The organism is Mycobacterium sp., from assembly GCF_035570115.1.
Classification (GTDB): domain Bacteria; phylum Actinomycetota; class Actinomycetes; order Mycobacteriales; family Mycobacteriaceae; genus Mycobacterium.
Genome location: NZ_DATMLH010000045.1, coordinates 1 through 16,926 on the forward strand (window position 1 = coordinate 1; position 16,926 = coordinate 16,926).

The 16,926-nt window shown below is 66.7% G+C and carries 19 protein-coding genes and 1 other RNA gene; 8 read left to right on the top strand and 12 right to left on the bottom strand.

Annotated features, from left to right (window positions below):
• The 3 genes from VNW74_RS02965 to VNW74_RS02975 form a co-directional block, all read right to left on the bottom strand.
• Positions 1 to 306: peroxiredoxin (locus VNW74_RS02965; protein ID WP_325675120.1), on the bottom strand; the 306-nt coding region annotated here is incomplete at its 3' end.
• A gap of 386 nt (positions 307 to 692) precedes the next feature.
• Positions 693 to 1,078: RNase P RNA component class A (gene rnpB / locus VNW74_RS02970), an RNA gene on the bottom strand.
• 48 nt (positions 1,079 to 1,126) lie between these two features.
• Entirely contained in the window at positions 1,127 to 2,413 is a 1,287-nt protein-coding gene (locus tag VNW74_RS02975) for a DUF222 domain-containing protein (protein WP_325675121.1), read from the bottom strand.
• Between the two features lie 96 nt (positions 2,414 to 2,509).
• Between VNW74_RS02975 and VNW74_RS02980 the strand changes: the two genes are divergently transcribed.
• The gene (locus tag VNW74_RS02980; protein WP_325675122.1) at positions 2,510 to 3,226 is read left to right on the top strand and encodes a 2OG-Fe(II) oxygenase; all 717 of its coding nucleotides are present in this window, start codon (positions 2,510 to 2,512) and stop codon (positions 3,224 to 3,226) included.
• Positions 3,227 to 3,264: 38 nt separating this feature from the next.
• Here the strand turns inward: VNW74_RS02980 and VNW74_RS02985 are convergent, their stop codons facing one another.
• The 5 genes from VNW74_RS02985 to cobC are packed head-to-tail and all read right to left on the bottom strand — an operon-like array spanning position 3,265 to position 8,260.
• The gene (locus VNW74_RS02985; RefSeq protein WP_325675123.1) at positions 3,265 to 4,194 is read right to left on the bottom strand and encodes a DMT family transporter; all 930 of its coding nucleotides are present in this window, start codon (positions 4,192 to 4,194) and stop codon (positions 3,265 to 3,267) included.
• 31 nt (positions 4,195 to 4,225) lie between these two features.
• Positions 4,226 to 5,332 carry a bifunctional RNase H/acid phosphatase gene (locus tag VNW74_RS02990; RefSeq protein WP_325675137.1) on the bottom strand — a complete coding sequence of 369 codons (1,107 nt, stop codon included), beginning with the start codon at positions 5,330 to 5,332 and terminating at the stop codon, positions 4,226 to 4,228.
• Positions 5,333 to 5,337: 5 nt separating this feature from the next.
• Positions 5,338 to 6,072 carry a zinc ribbon domain-containing protein gene (locus VNW74_RS02995; protein ID WP_325675124.1) on the bottom strand — a complete coding sequence of 245 codons (735 nt, stop codon included), beginning with the start codon at positions 6,070 to 6,072 and terminating at the stop codon, positions 5,338 to 5,340.
• A gap of 2 nt (positions 6,073 to 6,074) precedes the next feature.
• Entirely contained in the window at positions 6,075 to 7,208 is a 1,134-nt protein-coding gene (locus VNW74_RS03000) for a Nif3-like dinuclear metal center hexameric protein (protein ID WP_325675125.1), read from the bottom strand.
• Entirely contained in the window at positions 7,205 to 8,260 is a 1,056-nt protein-coding gene (gene cobC / locus VNW74_RS03005) for an Rv2231c family pyridoxal phosphate-dependent protein CobC (RefSeq protein WP_325675126.1), read from the bottom strand. Before cobC ends, VNW74_RS03000 begins: the two co-directional genes overlap by 4 nt.
• A 96-nt stretch (positions 8,261 to 8,356) precedes the next feature.
• On the opposite strand from cobC, the gene VNW74_RS03010 reads away from it, so the two are divergent.
• The 3 genes from VNW74_RS03010 (at position 8,357) to VNW74_RS03020 (ending at position 10,495) form a co-directional block, all read left to right on the top strand.
• Positions 8,357 to 9,130 (top strand): HAD-IA family hydrolase, encoded by a 774-nt coding sequence (locus tag VNW74_RS03010; protein ID WP_414686585.1) that lies wholly within the window; start codon positions 8,357 to 8,359, stop codon positions 9,128 to 9,130.
• 64 nt (positions 9,131 to 9,194) lie between these two features.
• Positions 9,195 to 9,674 carry a low molecular weight protein-tyrosine-phosphatase gene (locus VNW74_RS03015; RefSeq protein WP_325675138.1) on the top strand — a complete coding sequence of 160 codons (480 nt, stop codon included), beginning with the start codon at positions 9,195 to 9,197 and terminating at the stop codon, positions 9,672 to 9,674.
• Entirely contained in the window at positions 9,674 to 10,495 is an 822-nt protein-coding gene (locus tag VNW74_RS03020; RefSeq protein ID WP_325675128.1) for an SURF1 family protein, read from the top strand. The genes VNW74_RS03015 and VNW74_RS03020 overlap by 1 nt, the downstream gene beginning before the upstream one ends.
• On the opposite strand, the gene VNW74_RS03025 is transcribed toward VNW74_RS03020, so the two are convergent.
• Positions 10,467 to 11,423 (bottom strand): cobalamin biosynthesis protein, encoded by a 957-nt coding sequence (locus VNW74_RS03025; protein WP_325675129.1) that lies wholly within the window; start codon positions 11,421 to 11,423, stop codon positions 10,467 to 10,469. The two genes, VNW74_RS03020 and VNW74_RS03025, sit on opposite strands and share 29 nt — an antisense overlap.
• Positions 11,424 to 11,486: 63 nt before the next feature.
• Here VNW74_RS03025 and VNW74_RS03030 point away from each other — a divergent pair, with 63 nt between their 5' ends.
• The gene (locus VNW74_RS03030; protein WP_325675130.1) at positions 11,487 to 12,302 is read left to right on the top strand and encodes an oxygenase MpaB family protein; all 816 of its coding nucleotides are present in this window, start codon (positions 11,487 to 11,489) and stop codon (positions 12,300 to 12,302) included.
• 3 nt (positions 12,303 to 12,305) lie between these two features.
• Here VNW74_RS03030 and VNW74_RS03035 read toward each other — a convergent pair whose 3' ends face one another.
• Complete coding sequence (locus VNW74_RS03035) at positions 12,306 to 12,452, bottom strand: hypothetical protein (protein WP_325675131.1); 147 nt, start codon at positions 12,450 to 12,452, stop codon at positions 12,306 to 12,308.
• 116 nt (positions 12,453 to 12,568) lie between these two features.
• Between VNW74_RS03035 and VNW74_RS03040 the strand changes: the two genes are divergently transcribed.
• The 3 genes from VNW74_RS03040 to VNW74_RS03050 all read left to right on the top strand — a co-directional run bounded on the left by VNW74_RS03040 (position 12,569) and on the right by VNW74_RS03050 (position 14,870).
• Positions 12,569 to 12,964, top strand: coding sequence for a VOC family protein (locus VNW74_RS03040; RefSeq protein WP_325675132.1), 396 nt, complete (start codon positions 12,569 to 12,571; stop codon positions 12,962 to 12,964).
• Positions 12,965 to 13,169: 205 nt separating this feature from the next.
• Positions 13,170 to 13,862: a cutinase family protein gene (locus tag VNW74_RS03045; protein WP_325675133.1), complete on the top strand. Its 693-nt coding sequence runs from the start codon at positions 13,170 to 13,172 to the stop codon at positions 13,860 to 13,862.
• 3 nt (positions 13,863 to 13,865) lie between these two features.
• Positions 13,866 to 14,870, top strand: a complete 1,005-nt coding sequence (locus tag VNW74_RS03050) for a zinc-binding dehydrogenase (protein WP_325675134.1) — start codon at positions 13,866 to 13,868, stop codon at positions 14,868 to 14,870.
• 20 nt (positions 14,871 to 14,890) lie between these two features.
• On the opposite strand, the gene VNW74_RS03055 is transcribed toward VNW74_RS03050, so the two are convergent.
• Together VNW74_RS03055 and VNW74_RS03060 are read right to left on the bottom strand one after the other, a co-directional pair.
• Positions 14,891 to 15,820 (bottom strand): SDR family oxidoreductase, encoded by a 930-nt coding sequence (locus VNW74_RS03055; RefSeq protein WP_325675135.1) that lies wholly within the window; start codon positions 15,818 to 15,820, stop codon positions 14,891 to 14,893.
• 83 nt (positions 15,821 to 15,903) lie between these two features.
• Positions 15,904 to 16,926 (bottom strand): MFS transporter (locus VNW74_RS03060; RefSeq protein WP_325675136.1); only part of this gene is annotated, 1,023 nt, incomplete at its 5' end.

Here is a 16,926-nt window from a genome sequence, read left to right on the forward strand (position 1 = left end):
CCCGAACAGCTCGGACACCACGCCGTCCGCGTCGGAGAGCAGCGGATAGTCGAACGAGCGCTGTTGGGCGAAGTGGGCCTGCTTGTCGACGGTGTCGGTGCTGATGCCCACCCGCTGGGCGCCCACCCTGGCGAATTCGTCACTCAGGTCCCGAAAATGACAAGCCTGTGCTGTACAGATCGGTGAGGACGCTATTGGGAAGAAGAACAGCACAACCGGCCCTTCGAAAAGGAGCGCGGACAGCGTCCGAGGCCGACCGGTGTGGTCGTACAGAGTGAAGTCAGGCGCCTTCTCGCCCGCGATCATCGGCAAAGAGTAACGCGGGGAAGCTCTGCGCGACGCACGACTCGGATAATTCGGTCATCGCCGAGCAACTGCCAGCTAGGAAGGCGATGGGCTCGGCCGCGCCGAGGATGCCGGGAACTATCCTCGGGCCGGGACGGGTTTCACGCGCTGCGCCATTACTATGCAAGTTTGCTAATCCGGCACGGGGAGAGCGTGAAAACTACGCAATCCCGTCTCGGCCACGTCAGCGGGGTCGAGACGCTGGACACGTACTCCCACCTGTGGCGGGATTCTGACGACCGGACACGGGACGCGATCGATTCGGTACTCGGCGCTGAATCTATTGCGGACGGGCTGCGGACGGAAAGCGGTTCCACTAGCTGAACACGCAGGCTACAGGTCTGGGGCGGGCGAGTTGGCCTGTAAGCCGGATTCTGTCCCGCGCTATCTGGTAGCGCGGCGGCGACCATCCATCTGGACACACCGTCGCCGGGTGCCTCAAGCGGCCTACCCGCAGGCTCGGGCGAGCAACCCTCTGGCGCCTGCGCGACCGCACCGTAGTGCGGTCTTCTTGGCCTTGCTTCGGGTGGGGTTTGCCGAGCCATTCCGGTCACCCGGAATGCTGGTGCGCTCTTACCGCACCGTTTCACCCTTACCACCACAAGGGTGGCGGTTTATTTTCTGTGGCACTTTCCCGCGAGTCACCTCGGATTGCCGTTAGCAATCACCCTGCTCCGTGAAGTCCGGACTTTCCTCGACTCGACGTGCGAGCCGCGGCCGCCCAGCCAACTCGTCCGCGCTAACACGGTACTAAATGCGCAATGCGGGGGCCAGCGCCTGTCTATGCGGCATGTAATTCCGAGATTGCTATCCCGACGGCGATTTCCATCTCACTGATTTCCGGACGCACCGGCGCTCGTGGCAGCCGAGGTGCTCCCGAGCGATACTGGGCGCCCGTCGGAGTAATTAATTCCACGGTGTGTCTGTATATTTCATCGACACTCGGTTCTACGTGCCAGCCGGCGACATCTTTGACGTAGTTGCATCGCTCGCATAAGCCCAGCCCGTTGACCGCACTGGTTTCGCCGCCATCGGCCCATGGCCGTGCATGGTCGCGGTGGCGGATTGGCGCGTCGCAGAAGGGCGTGCGGCAGCGCTGATCCCGCAGCCCGATAAAGGCAGCCAGCCCGCGAGGAAACAATCTGGCCCGCGACTCCATGGCCACCAGCCCCCCAGAGCCCGGATCAGCGTAAAGCCGACGCAGCGTGGCTCGCGACCGTGAATCCGTGACCGCGCCCATGACCAGTCCGCGGGCGACCGCCGCCGGGATGGGACCGTAGCCGAAGACATCTGCGGGTGCGCTGGAACCGCCCAACAGAGTCTCGTCCGATAACACCAGGTTGACCGCGATCGGCGTCGCCGTCGCTGCGGTTCGCCCAGTGACTCGCTCCACCAGCGTGTCGGCCATCACCTGGCCACGTGAACGCCCGTCCGCGCAGACATCGGCCTCCCGTCGCAGCGCTGCGTACACCGACACACCTTGGGCCACAGGCAAAAGCGCCGTCAGATACGTCATCGTGTCGGGTGCGGGCCGAATGGTCACGGTGCGTTCGGTTTCGGCTTTGGCGGCCCGGTCGACGACCGCGTGCGGATCGAGCCGGTAAGCGATCGTCTTGGCCGCCGCCGCCACCCGCGCGTCGCCCATGCCGTCCAGGCCGGCCGGGTCGGCGCACAACTCGGCATCCAGGGCGCGCCGGTCCTCGACGTCCAGGCAGGCGCTTTCGCGCACGATGAGCGTGGCCCGCCACTCCGTCAATACCCCGGCCTCCAATGCGGCCAGGGTGTGCGGCATCTCGTGCACCAGCGCCTTGGCGAAGCCGAGATGGCGGCTACCCCGGGCAGGTGAATCTCGTCGGGCCAGCGCGATCTCGCTGGCGACCCCGCGTCCGCGCCGCGCCGCCGGTACACCCGCCGCGCTCTCGGTGACCCGGCGTGCCGCGTCCAATGCAGCCGCGGCTCGCGCCTGGCCCGCCGCTGCGGCCGATTTGACCCGTTCCAACTCGGCGATGCGCTCGACCAGCGCCGACTCCTCGCAGGCCGGATCGATCATCGCCAGGTCATCGAACATACATTCGAGTATAGCTGGCGGCGCCGACAAGAATGGTCCTCACGTGCCAGGCATCCCTATCGTCTACAGAAGAGCGAGCAAAGGAGGGCGCAGCTGATGCCGGCGACCCGATGGGACAACCGCGTCGAGGCCGGCGACTGGCAGTCCATCGCCGCTGCCGTCGACGACTACGGCGGGGCGCTGCTCCCCCGGCTCCTGACACCCACCGAGGCCAAGCGGCTGCGCAATCTGTACGCGAGAGATCAACTGTTCCGCGCCACCATCGACATGGTGCCTCGTCGCTACGGCTCCGGCCAGTATCGGTATTTCCGCGCGCCTTATCCGGAACCGATCGAGCACCTTAAGCAGGCGCTGTATCCGCGGCTGTTACCGATCGCCCGGGACTGGTGGGCCAAGCTGGGGCGGGAAGCTCCGTGGCCGGACAGCCTCGACGAATGGCTGGATATGTGCCATGCCGCCGGCCAGACGAGACCGACAGCCCTGGTGCTCAAATACGGGGCGAACGACTGGAATGCTCTGCACCGAGACCTCTACGGGGACTTGGTGTTTCCGCTTCAGGTGGTGATCAACCTGAGCAGCTCGGACACCGAGTACACCGGCGGCGAATTCATGCTCGTGGAACAGCGGCCACGAGCCCAATCACGCGGCACCGCAACCCAACTGCCGCAGGGCTACGGCTACCTGTTCACCACCCGCGACCGGCCCGTGCGGTCGGCGCGCGGCTGGTCGGCCGCACCGGTCCGCCATGGCTTGTCCGTCGTGCGTTCGGGCGAGCGCTACGCGTTGGGCCTGATCTTTCACGACGCCGCCTGAACGGCACAGAGCGCCCAGACCGGTCGATCGCCTGGCGGCTAGCCAGTTGAAGTCGCATCCGATGCCGGTTGCGGGAGTGCTGCCGCCGGATCGACGACCTCCGTAGTGCGAGGAACCGAATCGCGACCCAGCGCGACGGTGGCGGCCGTCATCGCGATTATTGCGGCCGCCAGTATCAGGGCTCCGGCACCCCGGACCGCCAGATGCTCACCGAGTATCACGACACCTAGCAGCACCGCCACCATGGGCTCACCGACCAGCATGACTGGTACGGACGCTTGCAATGCGCCGGCATGAAATGCCGACTGCTGCAACACCGTTACCGCGACGGCCAGCACGATAAGCAAATAAGGCGCCGGCACCGTGAGTAGCCCACGCCACCCGTGCATGGCGAGGTGGTGAACGCTGACTTTTGTCAGAACCGCGATCACGCCCACCAACACAGCGACGGCGGTGGCCAACAGCATGGCACGTGTTCGACCAACGGTTCGATGGGCCGCCACCACACAGAGGATCACCACCGGGACCGCGCCGGCCAGCGCCACGCTCCACGCGGGTACGGGCGGCCGATAGTGGCCTTCGCGCGGCTGTCCGACCAGGACGAAAACTATGAGCGCTGCGGTCAGCAGCAGCGCCCAACACCAATCAGCCGCGGTCACATGCTGTTTGGAGAACCTCGCACCCAGCGGCAGGACGAACAACAGCGAGGACACCAGCAGTGGCTGCACAAGCAACAACGATCCATGCGCCAACGCGATCGCCTGGAAGGCATACCCGCTGACCGCGACCAGTGTTCCCGCCCACCATGCCGGCTGCCGAACCCACGACGTCACAATCGTGCCCGCGTCGTCCCGGTGGGCTGCCTCTGCTTGGATCGCGCGCTGCCGGATGACAATTCCTACCGCAGCAAAGAATGCAGCGAGCAGTGCCGATCCGATCGCCACCGCATGATGTGTCGCCCATTCCATGAATGCCTGCCTACCCCGATGTCCGCGACGTCTAACTCAGATACCCGGTCTGGTTGACCAGCCGCACCGATGACGCACCGTCCGGGTAGAACTCGGCGATGCTCAACGAGGCCAGGTCCAGATGTAGCCGGTAAAGGATGTTTGGCCCGACATCGAGGGCTTGTCGCAGCAGCATTTTGATCGGGGTCACATGTGACACCACCAGCACCGTGGTGCCGCCGTACTCAGCCACGATCCGGTCCCGCACCCGGCAGACTCGCTGGTTGACGTGATCGAAGCTTTCCCCACCCGGGGGTTCTGTGCTGGTGTCGCGCAGCCACCGTCGATGCAATTCGGGATCGCGCTCGGCTGCCTCAGCGAACGTCAAGCCTTCCCACGCGCCGAAATCGGTCTCGATCAGATCGTCGTCGACGGTCAAGTCCAAGCCCAGGGCTTTGGCCGCCGCCGTCGCGGTGTCGTAGCAGCGTTGCAGGGGCGAGGCGACCACTGCCGAGATACCGCCACGCTGCCCGAGATACCGGGCCGCCGCATCGGCTTGCTGCCGCCCAAGCTCGGTCAGCCCCGGATTGCCGCGTCCCGAGTAACGCCGCTGCACCGACAGCTCGGTCTGGCCGTGACGCAGCAACAACAGCCGGGTGGCACTACCGCGCGCGCCGGTCCAGCCCGGCGGCGACGGGTTCTCGCTGGGTTGCGCCGCCGTCGCCGAATCGCCGTTCTTTGGCTGCTCTTCCGCCGCTGCGGCAGCGTCCATCGCCTCGTTGGCCAGCCGATCGGCGTAGGAGTTCTGTGCCCGCGGAATCCATGTGTAGTCGACCCGCTCGAACCCTGAAGCCAGCGCGCGGGCCGTGGCGTTGAGCGCCGCCAGGTCGGGATGCTTGACGCGCCAGCGCCCGGACATCTGCTCGACCACCAGCTTGGAATCCATCGACACCGCGACCTCGCTGGCCTTCAGCTTCGCCGCCTCTTCCAAACCGGCTATCAGGCCCCGATATTCGGCGACGTTGTTGGTGGCATAGCCGATCGCCTGCTTGCTCTCAGCCAAAACGGTCGACCGATCCGCTGTCCAGACCACCGACCCGTAGCCCGCCGGCCCCGGATTACCGCGCGACCCGCCATCGGCTTCGATAATTACCTTCAACACCATCACTGACCAACGCCTTTGACACGCAACAAGATTGCGCCGCACTCGGGACACCGCAGCACATCATCTTCTGCGGCCGACGAGATCCTGGACAACTCGCCGCGGTCGATCTCGATCCGGCAGGCTCCGCAACGACGGCCCAGGAGTGGCCCTGCACCGGGGCCGCCGCCGGCACGCTGTCGTTCGTAAAGCGCGATCAGCTCGGGATCCAACGCGGCGGTGAGCTCGTCGCGCCGCGTTGCGTGAACCCCGCGATTTTGGTCGATTTCGTCGAGTGCGCCGTCGAGCGCCTGCTGCGCGGCGGCCAAATCGGCTTGCAGCGTTTCAATCGCCGCCGCCTCAGCGGTCTGTTGCGACTGCAACTGCTCGCGCTGTTCCATCACCTCCAACAGCGAATCCTCCAAGCTGGACTGGCGGCGTTGCAGGGTATCCAGCTCGTGCTGCAACTCCGATAATTGCTTGGCGTCTGCTACCGATTGGAGCAACGAACGGTCGCGGTCCTCACGCTGGCGCACCGCGTCGATCTCCGACTCGAACCGTGACACCTGAGCGTCCATGTCTTCCAACGCGATTTGCAGAGCGCCCAGCCGGTCATTGGCCGCGGCCTGGTCAGTTTGCATTCGGTCAATATCTTGACGCTCAGGCAGGTGGCTGGCACGGTGCGCGATCCTGGACAGTTCAGCGTCCAGCTCCGCAATTTCCAGCAGCGAGCGCTGTTGCGTGACTGCGGCTTTCACCGCTACTCACCCCCGTTGTCGTTGTCGACGTTCCACGGATCGGTGCGGATGGAGCACACCCGCACCGTAAGGGCGGCACCGAAAGCCGACCGCAGGACATCGCCGGCCTGTGCACACCAAGGGTATTCGCTGGCCCAATGCGCGACATCGATCAAGGCCACATCGGAAGCGCGACGGTGCTCGTCGGCGGGGTGATGGCGCAAGTCGGCGGTGACATAAGCCTGCACGCCGGCGGACGACGCGGTGTCCAGCAGCGAGTCGCCGGCACCTCCGCAAACCGCGACGCGGGACACGGTTGTGTCTGGATCGCCCGCGGCCCGCACTCCCCACGACGTTCGCGGCAGGCTTGCCTTGACACGGGAGACGAACGCGCTCAACGACTCTGGCTGAATCAACGAGCCTATTCGCCCTAACCCGACGTCGGCGGGCGGCGGCGCCAGCGCGACGATGTCAAACGCCGGCTCCTCGTAGGGATGCGCCGCGCGCATCGCCGCGAGCACCTCCCGCCGTGCCCCCGCAGGTGCGATCACTTCGACTCGGTCCTCGACGACTCGCTCCGCGGTGCCGACGCTGCCGATAGCGGGAGACGCCCCGTCCTCCGGCAAAAACTGGCCGGTGCCGGTGACGCTCCAACTGCAGTGGGAATAGTCGCCGATTCTGCCGGCCCCGGCCGCGAAAACCGCCTCCCGCACCGCCTCCGCATTCTCCGGCGGTACGAATATCACCCACTTGTCCAGATCGGGCACCGCGGGCGACGGTTCCAGCACCGACTCGACGGTCAACCCGAGCGCTTGCGCCAATGCGTCGGACACGCCCGGCGATGCCGAGTCGGCGTTGGTGTGCGCGGTGAACAGCGAGCGGCCGGAACGGATCAGCCGGTGCACCAACGCACCTTTGACCGTACTGGCCGCCACCGTGTCCACCCCGCGCAACAGCAGCGGATGGTGAGCCAGCAGCAGTCCACCGTCGGGAACCTCGTCGACCACCGCAGCCGTGGCGTCGACTGCGATCGTCACCGAGCTCAGCACGTCGTCGGGATCGCCGCAGACCAGGCCAACCGAATCCCACGACTGGGCAAGCCGAGGCGGGTAGGCCGCGTCCAGCACATCGATGACCTCGGCCAGCCGCACAGTCATCGAAGTACCCCACTCTTGGCCATGTCGGCGATCGCCTCGACGAGCACGGGCCACTCCGGTCGGACCGCGGCCCGCAGATATCGGCCGTCCAAGCCGACGAACGTATCACATCGCCGCACCGCAATTCCGTTGGCGTGCAGGTGCTTTCGCACTAATTCGGCATCCGGAACGGTGAACAGGACGAATGGTGCACAGCCATCGACTGGTTCGACACCCGCTGATCCGAGGCCGGACACCATCTCGGTGCGCAGCGCCGCGATCCGCCGGGCGTCCGCCGCGGCTTCGGCCACGGCGTCGGGCGCACAACACGCCGCGATGGCCGTCAGTTGCAGCGTGCCCACCGGCCAGTGGGCGCGTTGAGCGGTCAGCCGGGCCAGCAGCTCGGGCGCACCCAGTGCGTAGCCCACCCGCAGCCCCGCCAGCGACCACGTCTTGGTCAGGCTGCGCAATACCAGCACGTCGGGCCGCGGGTCGTCGGCCAGTGATGCCGGCTCGCCGGGAACCGAATCGGCGAACGCCTCGTCCACCACGACTATCCGCCCGGGTCGGCGTAACGCGAGGATCTGCTCGCGGGAGTGCAGCACCGACGTCGGGTTTGTGGGGTTGCCTACCACGACGAGATCGGCATCGTCGGGCACCTGCGCGCCGGCCAGGCCGAACGGCCGATCGAGCACGACGTGGTGCACGCGGACACCGGCCGACCTCAGCGCCACCGCCGGCTCGGTGAACGACGGCGCAATCACCGCCGCCAGCCTCGGGCGCAGGTTGGGAAGTAACGCAAATCCCTCGGCGGCCCCGGTCAACAGCGCGACCTCGTCGCGTTCACGAACGTGACGGTCCGCGACGGCCTGTATCGCCGCGCGCTCGTCGTCGGTGCCGGGGTAACGCGCCAGATCCGGCAACCGTGCGGCCAGCCGTTCCACCAGCCAGGCCGGCGGTTGCGGGTGACGGACGTTGACGGCGAAATCGAGCATGCCCGGTTCGGCGGCTTGATCGCCGTGGTAGCGCGCCGCTGCGAGCGCACTCGCCGCGCTCGGATCCAGACTCGCCACGTCTGAAACACTAACGACTTCGCGACGAGGGCAGGTATCGGGACATGGTCAAGGGCAGGTCGCACCATCTTGGACAATAGGAACGTGACAAGCAGGATTTCGGCGGAGCCAAATTGGCCGCCCGCACAGCACGCCGCTTCGCGGCGCGCATCGTCACCGGCGGAGCCAAATTGGCCGCCTCCTCAGCCCACCGCTTCGCGGCGCGCATCGTCACCGGCCGCCGCAAAGCCGCAGCTAGTGATCTTCGACCTAGACGGCACGCTGACCGACTCCGCTGACGGCATCGTGTCCAGCTTTCGCCACGCGCTCGGCCAGATCGGCGCTGCCGTGCCCGAGGGTGATCTGACCAGCCGGATCGTCGGCCCGCCGATGCACCACACCTTCTCTGCGATGGGGCTGGGCGAGCACACCGATGCCGCGATTGCCGCCTACCGTGCCGACTACACCACCCGCGGCTGGGCGATCAACAGCCTCTTCGACGGGATCGGCCCCCTGCTGGCCGACCTGCGGGCGGCGGGCATCCGGCTCGCCGTGGCCACTTCCAAGGCGGAGCCGACCGCACGGCGGATTCTCGCGCATTTCGGGCTTGACGAGCACTTCGAGGTCGTCGCGGGAGCCAGCGTCGACGGCACCCGTGCCACCAAGGCTGACGTGCTGGGGCACGCGCTGGCACAACTGCAGCCGCTTCCGGAACGGGTGCTCATGGTGGGCGACCGCCTGCACGATGTCGAAGGCGCGGCCGCACATGGCCTCGATGTAGTCGTGGTCGGTTGGGGATATGGCCAAGCCGACTTCGCCGATGCCACCGACACGAGCGGTGCGGTGCACGTCGCGACGGTCGCCGAACTGCGGAGGGCGTTAGGTGTCTGAGTCTGATCGCCCAACTCCTCCTCAGGCCCAGACGGGCCTGCATCGTCGTCAGGCTGAGTACAAGCTGCACATCACGTTCGTCTGCACCGGCAACATCTGCCGGTCACCGATGGCCGAGAAGATGTTCGCCCACCAGATCTGCCAGCGCGGTCTGCACGACACGGTGCGGGTGACCAGTGCGGGAACCGCCGGCTGGCATGTGGGCAAGTCCGCCGACGAGCGCGCCAACCGCGTCCTGCGCGCGCACGGCTACCCCACCGACCACCGCGCGGCGCAAATCGGCATCGATCACATCGAAGCCGACCTGGTGGTCGCGCTGGCCCGCAACCACGTCTGGCTTCTCGAGCAGCTTGGTGTCGTGGCCGACCGCATCCGGATGCTGCGATCCTTCGACCCTCGGTCCGGCGCTTATGTTCTCGACGTTGATGACCCCTATTACGGCGACCACGACGACTTCGAAGCGGTTTTCGCCGCCATCGAGGCCTCTTTGCCGGGTCTGCACAACTGGGTCGACGAGCGACTTACCCAACACGGACCTCCCTGATGCGTCGGCTCTTGTTTCTCCTGCGGCCGGGCTGGGTGGCGCTGGCGGTGGTGGTCATCGCGTTCACGTACTTGTGTTTCAGCGTGCTTGCGCCGTGGCAGCTCGGGAAAAACACCAAGACGTCTCGGGAGAACAACCAGATCCAGCAATCCCTGACGACCGCACCGGCGCCGCTGAAAACCCTGTTGCCGCAGCAAGATTCATCTGCGCCCGACGCGCAGTGGCGCAGGGTGACGGCAACTGGCCACTACCTGCCGGATAAGCAGCTGGTGGCCCGGCTGCGGGTGGCCGACGGGGAGCCGGCGCTGGAGGTGCTGGTGCCTTTCATGGTCGACGGCGGCCCCAGCGTCTTGGTCGACCGCGGCTACGTGCGGCCCGCGCCGGGGTCGCGGCTACCATCGACCCCCCCGCTTCCGCGTGAGACGGTGACCATTACAGCGCGGCTGCGCGACTCCGAGCGGCCGGTGCTGGACAAGGAGTCCTTTATCAGTGGCGGTGTGCGGCAGGTGTATTCGATCGATGTCAGCCAGATAGCGACGCTGATCGGAGTCCCGCTGGCCGGGTCATATCTGCAATTGGTGGACAACCAGCCCGGCGGGCTCGGCGTGATCGGCCTCCCCCACCTTGACGCGGGGCCGTTTCTGTCCTACGGCATCCAGTGGATCACGTTCGGCGTCGTCGCACCGATCCTGCTGGGCTATTTCGTGTACGCCGAGATCCGGGCCCGCCGCCTCGAGAAGAGTCAGACACCGCCGACGGAGCCCACTAGGCCCGCGACCGTCGAGGAGAAGCTCACCGATCGCTACGGACGGCGGCGCTGACGGCAAGGCACAGCAACGTGGCGCCCGCCTGCACCGCCCGCGAGAGCCGCACCGCGCGGCGCAGGTCGGCCACCGATGGCGGGATTCCCTCGCCGAGGGTGGGCCGGATCTGCAATTCGTACTGGTACTGCGTGGGCCCGCCGAGGCGTACGCCCAGCGCCCCCGCGAATGCCGCCTCCACGACGCCGGCGTTGGGGCTGGGATGACGGGCGGCGTCACGACGCCAGGCACGCACGGCACCCGATGGCGATCCGTCGACGACCGGTGCGCACAACACCACCAGCGCCGCGGTCACCCGCGCGGCGACATAGTTCGCCGCGTCATCCAGGCGAGCTGCGGCCCAACCGAATCGGACATAGCGCGGCGAGCGGTGGCCGACCATCGAGTCGAGTGTGTTGACGGCGCGGTATCCAAGGACCGCGGGCGCGCCGCCCACCGTCGCCCACAGCAGCGGCGCGACGTGGGCGTCCGAGGTGTTCTCGGCAACCGACTCCAGCGATGCCCGCATCAGACCGGCGGCGTCGAGCTGCGCCGGGTCACGCCCGCACAGCGAGGGCAACAGCCTTTTGGCGCCGTCCACATCGTCGCGGCTCAAGAGCTCGCCCATTGCCAAGCCGGTGCGCGTCAGGGACGTTCCGCCCAGCGCTATCCACGTCGCCACCGCGGTCGCGGCGACTGCCCACCGCGGACCGCGCCGTCGAGCATCCCGCTGCACCGCGGCGCCGAGCAGGCTCACCGCGCCCACCAGCACGCCGACGTGGGCGGCGCCGGCGATCCGGGTATCGCGGTAGATGACCCGCTCCACCGTCGCTGCGGCGGCACCGAATCCTGCGACTGGATGCCCCGCCCGCGGGTCGGCCAGTACGAGGTCGGCCAGGCAGCCGGCCAGCACACCGGCAAGCCTGGGATGCCGCGTCGGCCCAAACATTCCGGCAGCGTCTCACACGTGGTCTACTCGGTTGATGGAGCCTTCTGGTAGGCACGGGCCGCGATGAAGCGGCACACCACCCGGGTCGCCGACTTGCTGAACCCCGCGGCGGTGTTGCTGCCGGCCGCGAATGTGATCATGCAGCTGTCGTTGCCGGGTGTCGGCTATGGCGTGTTGGAAAGCCCGGTCGACAGCGGCAACGTCTACAAGCATCCGTTCAAACGGGCGCGTACCACCGGGACGTATCTGGCCGTGGCAACTATCGGCACCGATGCGGACCGCGAACTGATCCGCGCTGCAGTCGACACCGCTCACCGGCAGGTGCGGTCGACGTCGTCAAGCCCAGTGCCCTACAACGCATTCGATCCCGCGCTGCAGTTATGGGTGGCCGCCTGCCTGTATCGCTATTTCGTCGACCAGCACGAGTTTCTGTACGGCCCCTTGGACGAGGCCACCGCGGATGCCGTCTACCAGGACGCCAAGCGGCTGGGCACTACCCTTCAAGTGCGCGACGGCATGTGGCCATCGGACCGGGTCGCATTCGACGACTACTGGAAGCGCTCCCTGGAAGACCTGCGCATCGATCCTCCGGTGCGCGAGCATCTGCACGGGGTGGCGACGATGGCGTTCTTACCGCGGCCGCTGCACGCCCTCGCCGGATCGTTCAACCTGTTCGCGACGACGGGCTTTTTGGTCCCCGAGTTCCGCGCGATGATGCGGCTGGAGTGGGCCGAGTCCCAGCAGCGCCGGTTCGAATGGTTGCTGGCCGCGCTGCGGCTGGCCGACCGGCTGATTCCACATCAAGCGTGGATTCTGGGATATCGGCTCTACCTGTGGGATATGCGGTTTCGCGCCCGGCGCGGCTGGCGAATCGTGTAACGGCTAGCCGGTTGCGACGACCAACACGATGGCAACCATGCTCAGTATCGCCATCAAAAACCACGGCTGCAGCAACAAGGGGCGCTCGCGGGCTTCATCGGTCTTCGCCGGAGTGGAGGTCGTGCGTTCGGGCGTCAGCTGTGAAGTCATATAGCAAGCATGACTAATTAGTCGACCGAAGTAAATGTGGCGCTCGCCTCATCGATCCCGCATTGCGACCTAGATCACACTATGGAGGTCTGAAATGCTCAGAAGGGAGCAGACCCGTGGCTTTCCCCGGACTCAACCACGTCGCGATCACCGTGCGCGACATGAAAATCAGCGGCCCGTGGTACCGGACGCTGTTCGACGCCGACCCGGTGCTCGACGAGCACACCGACGCCGGATTCCGGCACCTGGTTTGGCTGCTTGACGGCGGCACGGTATTCGGAATCCACCAGCACGAGCTTTCGGCCCCCGACGAGCGATTCAGCGAGTTCCGGGTGGGCCTGGACCACGTCGGTTTCGGCTGCGGCGACCGCGCCGAGCTGGAAACCTGGATGGCCCGACTCAACGGGCTCGGCGTCCAGCACGGCGGGATCGTCGACGCACCCTACGGCTCGGGATTGAGCTTCCGTGACCCAGACGGCGTCGCGCTCGAGTTCTTCGCCCCACCGGGCTGAGCCTCGGCGAACGCGACCATCCCCTCGGCCAGCCGTGTCGCGCTCGCCGGCTTGTAGAGGTGGTGGATAACGATCCCCCCGGCATCAGCGCGATGAACAGGTCGGCGATTGGACCCGCCTGCAATGCAGCACCCGTCCAGCGGCTAACGCAATACGCACAAAAGAGACGTGCCACATTCCCGTCGCGATGTGACAGCATTGCGACGTGAGCGCGCGCCAAATTGCAAATTTCCTGGCCGCCGCGGTGGTGACCATCTGGGTGGCGCTGCTGAGCGCACCGATCAACCTCGCCCCCGCGTCCGCCGCTCCGTGCCCCGACGTTGAGGTGACGTTCGCCCGCGCCACCACCGAACCGCCCGGTGTCGGCGTGGTAGGACGGGAATTCGTCGATGCACTGCGGTCACAGGTTGGTGGCAGGTCCGTCGGGGTGTATGCGGTCAACTACCCCGCCTCAGAGGATTTCGTGCCATCCGTCAACGCGGGCACTAGTGATGCGAGCGCGCACGTCGAGTCCATGATCGCGAACTGCCCCAACACCAAGATGGTGCTCGGCGGATACTCCCAGGGCGCGATGGTGATCGATCAGATCACCATCGCCCAATTCCCGATTGCGGGCTTCGTCCCCGCGACGCTTACGGCGGACCAGGCCGATCACGTCTCTGCGCTCGCCCTCTTCGGGAATCCAGCCGACAGATATCTGGGAGCACCGGTAAGCACGGCCAGCCCGTGGTATGGGGCCAAGGCCATCGACATGTGTGCGCCCGGCGATGCCATCTGCACCCCGGGCGGGGCTCTGGCGGCGCCCACGCACGACGAGGAGTTCTCCGCGGCACACCTGTCCTATCCGAGTTCCGGAATGCCGGCTCAGGCGGCGGCCTTCGCGGCAAGTCACCTGTAGCCGATGCGCGCAGTCGTCATCACCAAGCACGGCCCTCCGTCGGTGCTCAAGGTGCAGGACCGCCCCGATCCCCCGCCGCCTTCGGCGGGCCAGGTGCGGGTTTCGGTGCGCGCGGCGGGAGTGAACTTCGCCGACCACCTCGCTCGCGTCGGGTTGTACCCCGACGCGCCGAAGGTGCCGAGTGTGATCGGCTATGAGGTAGCCGGGACGATCGAAGCCGTCGGAGACGGCGTCGATCCGGCACGCGTCGGCGAGCGCGTCTTGGCCGGAACACGTTTCGGCGGCTACGCCGAAATCGTCAACGCCGCCGCGGACGACACCGTGGTGCTTCCGGAGTCGATGAGCTTCGAGCAGGGCGCCGCGGTCCCGGTCAACTACGCGACGGCGTGGGCAGCGCTGCACGGTTACGGCTCGCTGCGCGCCGGCGAGCGAGTGCTGGTGCACGCCGCGGCCGGAGGCGTCGGCATCGCGGCCGTTCAGCTCGCCAAGGCCGCGGGTGCAATCGTGGACGGCACCGCATCACCCGGCAAGCACAGCCAACTCGCTGCACTGGGCATCGACCGGGCCATCGACTACCGCCGCGACGGGTGGTGGAAAGGCCTGGAGCCGTACGACATCGTGCTGGACGCGCTCGGCGGCACGTCGTTGCGGCGGTCATTCGACCTGCTGCGCCCGGGCGGACGGCTGGTGGCCTACGGTCTCTCGTCGTTGCAGCAGGGCGAAAAGCGATCGCTGCGGCGGGCGGCACCACAGGCGCTGGCGATGGTGCGCGGGTTCAACCTGATCAATCAGCTCAACGACTCCAAGACCGTCATCGGCCTCAACATGCTGCGCTTGTGGGACGACCGCGGCACGCTTGAACCCTGGATAGAGCCGCTGTCAGCTGCGCTGTCCGACGGCACCGCGGCTCCGATCGTGCACGCGGCCGTGCCGTTTGCCGACGCGCCGGAAGCGCATCGAATCCTTGCTGCCCGAGAGAACGTCGGCAAAGTTGTGCTGGTGCCGTGAGGTGATCGGCGGGAGCTCGATCACACCGACGTGATCGACCGTCCGCGCGAAAAGGGTGCGCACCACGGCGAGATCGGTTTGCTCTCCTTGGGAAAGTGGGGACGCAGCGCGGCGGCGAGGACGCGGTCGATTGTCCGATCGGACAGGATGCGCGTTAAGCGGGTGATCAACGCGGCGTCGCGCCCGATGGTGTAGCGAGTGCGCGGCTTGCGCGCCGTCACCGCCTTGGCGATCACCTTGGCCGCGGCGTCAGCGGGCAGGCCCGAGTTGGTGTGCGACGCGGCCTGCGCGGTGATGGCGTGTACTAGCCCGGCGTAGCGCTGATTCTGCTCGGCCGTCATCGTCGACGCCAGCTGATGGGCGCTACTGATCGCCCGGCCGGGCATTTCCGTACGCACGGCGCCCGGTTCGACCACGACCACGTGGACGCCGAACGGAGCGATTTCACGTCGCAAGGAATCACTGACCGCTTCGAGCGCGAATTTCGTGCCCGCGTAGGGCCCGTAGGTGGCCATGGCGATCTTGCCGCCCACTGAGCTGATGTTGACTACGCGACCCTTGCTGCGGATCAGGGCCGGCAGGAGTGCTTGGGTCACGGCGATGTGACCGAAGAAGTTGACCTCGAACAGGCGTCGCCACTCATCGATCGCGAAGGCCTCGACCGGCACGTTGACACCGATTCCGGCGTTGTTTACCAGCGCCCGCACCGCCCGTCCCTGCGGGTCCCCGTGCACTCGAGTAGCCAGCGCCCGGATGTGGTCCGGGTTGGTGATATCAACGATCAGCGGCTCGATGCCCGGCCCCCGGATTGCGTCGGCGTCCCGGTCGCGCCGGACACCCGCAAGGACGTGAAACCCACGCCGGGCCAGTTCGTGTGCCGTCGCCGCGCCAATGCCGGTAGACGCACCGGTGATCACGGCGATCTCTTGGATTTGAGGTGACGCTGTCATCTCACCGAAGTTACCGTGGGCGCGGACGGTATCGAACCGCCGACCAGGATGGACCGCCTGGCCCAATCACCTGATCGCAAAACTCATCGGGGCACACGCAAAGCGAGGTAGTACTGGTGCTGTCGGGCGTTGTCGACGGTATAGCCGATCGCCCTGGTGACGCCGTCACTGTCGTAGTCCAGCCAGCGCTCGGTGCGTTGGAGCTCAAATTCGCTCCAGGATGCGACGGTGAACCTCTCGAGGAAGATGTCGGGTTGCCCGACGCTGTGATACAGCCGCCAACTGTGGCCGCCCGTTCGTAGCCGCGATCGCCGGACATCGCCCATCGCGGTGACAAACTTTTCGAGGTTCTCGGCCGACACCCGGTAGCGGACGGCAACCAGCACCGGCCCGTCCCGAGGACGTGGCTCAAACATGAGCGTCGGTGTCGGCCACGCGTTGGAAACCTCGACGTTGATCTTCCCGGTGGCCGGCCGCAGCGGCAGCACGGCAACGCTGAGGACAACGACGCCCAGCCCCGCCGCCGACCCGAGCAGCGCAACGTCGACTCCCGCCCCCGTCGCGAAGGCGCCCCAGACGTAGGAGCCGATCGCCTGAGAACCGGTGGCGACCAAGAGATACACCGACAATCCACGGGCCCGAACCCAGCGCGGCAGCGTCAGTTGGGCTGCTGCGTTCAACGTTGTCAGCGTGATCAGCCAGGCCATCCCCGAGATCACCAGGAAAGGTAACGCCGCGGCGAACGGCAGCCAGGCTACGGCCACTATTGCCACACCGTAGGCGGCGGCCGACGCCGCTAGCTGCAGGTTGTCAGACAGCCGCAGGCGTATCAATCCGGCAACTGTGACAGCGAGCACGGCACCCAAACCGACGGCCGCCACCGAAACGCCGTACCCACTGGCTCCCAGGTGCCACCTGCGGGCGGCGACCACCGGCAGCAGTGCCAAGAGGGCGGAGGCGGGGAACAGGAAAAGCGCTGCGTGCAAGAGGATCCTGCGAAATATCGGGGCGTTGCTAACGAATGCCAGTCCGGTGATGATGGCTTGGCCGAAGTGTTCCCGTTCGAGTGGCGCGATTTGCCTGGGTCGTTTCCACACCAGCAGGGC